The sequence below is a fragment of the Rhodococcus quanlei genome (assembly GCF_055231015.1).
Map to the genome: position 1 here is coordinate 1 of NZ_JBUYWD010000039.1, position 2,851 is coordinate 2,851.

The window sequence follows — 2,851 nt, forward strand, 5'->3', positions numbered from 1 at the left end:
TGGTGTTGTCGGATCCTGTGGTGTTGTCGGGTTTTGGTGGTGTGGTGGGTGGTGGTGCGGGGGTTGGGTGTGCTGCGTATGTGATGTATACGTCGGGGTCGACGGGGGTGCCGAAGGGTGTGGTGGTCACGCATGCGGGGTTGGCGAACCTGGTCGCCGACGAGGTGGAACGCTTCTCCGTCACACCTTCGAGCCGAGTATCGCAAGTGGCGTCGACGGGGTTCGACGCAGTCTTCTACGAGATGCTCATGGCCTTCGGGGCCGGCGGCACCTTGGTGATCGCACCACCGGACGTCTACGCCGGCGAGGCGCTGCAAGAGTTCTGGGAAACGGAGCGAATCACCCACGCATTCCTCACGCCGTCTGCGCTCGCCACTCTCGATCCGAAACAAGTGCCTGACGTCGGAGTCCTCGTGGTCGCTGGGGAGGCCTGTCCTGACGGTCTGGTTCGAGAATGGGCGCCGCGGCGGCAGATGTTCGACGCGTACGGCCCGACTGAGACCACCGTCCAGGCCACGATCGGTGGACCCCTTGCGGCCGGTCGGCCGGCTCGAATCGGCAGGCCGGCCCGTGGGTTCGAGGTGGTGGTTCTCGACCACTGGCTGCGGCCCGTTTCGATCGGTGTCACCGGCGAGCTGTACCTGGCCGGCGACGGGCTCGCCCGCGGCTATCATCGGCGGCCCGCTACCACCGCCGCTGCCTTCGTGGCGAACCCGTTCGGGGGCCCGGGTTCCCGGCTGTACCGCACCGGCGACCTGGTGCGCTGGAGCGACGGTGGTGAGTTGGAGTTTCTGGGCCGCAACGACTTGCAGGTGAAGATTCGTGGTCAGCGCGTCGAGTTGGGCGAGATCGAATCGGCCTTGTGCAAATGCCCCGGCGTCACCGAATCCGTTGCCGAGGTGTTCGAGGATCGCATCGCCGGCTATGTGGTCGTCGATGCAGGGGCGACTCTCGACGAACAACACCTTCTCACCGGGCTTGCCGAGCGCCTTCCGCAGCGCGCCATGCCGTCGTCCGTCACCATGCTGGACGAGCTTCCGCGGACATCGAGTGGAAAGCTCGATCGAAGGGCGCTGCCGGCCCCGAACGCATCGATCCGCACCTATCGCACTCCGGGCAACCAGATCGAGGACCTCGTCGCCCGCGTCTTCGGGGACGTTCTCGGAGTCGCTCGTGTCGGTTCCGATGACGACTTCTTCGCTCTCGGAGGGAATTCTCTGAGCTCCACCCGTGTGGTGGCGCAGGCACGGATGGTTTCAGGGGTCGATGTGTCGGTGCGGACCCTTTTCGACTTCCCGACGGTCCGGGGATTCGCAGCGGCGATCCAGCGACGAGGCCGTGCAATGGATGCCGGTACGGCCGGTCCCACGTCGACACCGCTCCAACCACGCCTCCGGCCGAGGCACGTTCCGCTCGCTCCGGTCCAGACGAGGCTTTGGACACTTCAGCGGTACGCCCCGTCGTCCGGGGCCTACAACATTCCCCTGGTGTTCGCTGTGACAGGACAGTTCGACAAGAGTGCGTTTCGGGATGCTGTCGTCGACGTGGTGAATCGACACGAATCGCTGCGCACCCGATTCCCGATGCGCGGCACAGAGCCTGTCCAGGATGTCGCAACACCTGTCTCGGCAGGCCAGATTCTGACATTCGACCGACTCACGAAGGCGGAGAGCGCTATTCGGATCCAAGAAGACGTGAGCCTCGGATTCGACGTGACGAGGGATCTACCATTACGGGTCGGATGCTATGACGTGGACGGCGAGCACTGGATCGTGTCGGTGGTGGTGCACCACATCGCGGCAGACGGTTTGTCCATGCTGCCACTGGCCCGCGACATCGGCGTAGCGTATTCGGCACGGCGGGAAGGTTCGTCGCCGTCGCAGCCTCCCCTCGACGTTCAGTACGCCGACTACGCGTTGTGGCAGCGTCAGTTGCTGGGTACGCCGGACGATCCGCACTCGCTACTCGCACGCCAACGAACTTTCTGGCAAGAGACGCTGGCGGGGGCGGGATCACCGATGGAATTGCCCACCGACCGCCCGCGGCCACAGATCCGTACAGGCGAAGGTCGCCGAGTCGAGTTCGCCCTCGACGCAGACCTTCACCGCCGACTCCGGGCATGTGCGTCCGAGCATCGGTCGACGCTGTTCATGGTGGCTCACTCTGCGTTCGTGGCCTTCTTGGCGCGAACGTGTGCAACCGAGGACGTATCGATCGGAACATCTGTCGGTGGTCGTACCGAGAAGGTTCTCGACGACGTGGTGGGAATGTTCGTCAATACCGTGGTGCTACGCACCAGGCTTTCCGGAACGATGCGGTTCGCCGACCTCGTCGATACCGTCCGCGACATCGATCTTGCCGCATTCACTCATGCGGACATTCCGTTCGACCAGGTGGTGGAGGCTGTGAATCCGCCGCGCAGTCCCTTCCATACACCACTGTTCCAGGTGTCTCTCGACGTTCAGACGATCGGCGATCTGGATCTCGGATTGCCGGACGCCGTAGTGGAGATGCTCGATCCCGGGTGTGTGGCAGCGAACTTCGATCTGCATCTGTCGTTGTTCGAAAGATACTCCAGCGACGGTGATCCGGCGGGAATCGATGCCGCATTCACCTACGCCACCGACATTTTCGACGAATCCACGATTGAAGCGTGGGCCAGGCGATTCACGTCCCTGACAGCCGAAGCGCTCGGTACACCCGCCACCCGGCTGATCGACTTCGACCTGTTGTCGGGGGTGGAGTGGGGTTTGGTGCCGTGTGGGGGTGGTGTTGGTGTGGGGGGTGGGTTGTTGGGTGAGTTGTTGGTGTCGGGGGTGGGGGATGGGTTGGGTGTGGCGGTGGTGTGTGG

General features: G+C 63.9%; 1 protein-coding gene. It reads left to right on the plus strand.

Annotated features, from left to right (window positions below):
* Positions 1-122 precede the first annotated feature (122 nt).
* Positions 123-2,851 (plus strand): condensation domain-containing protein (locus ACZI8Q_RS20580; protein ID WP_463375436.1); only part of this gene is annotated, 2,729 nt, incomplete at its 3' end.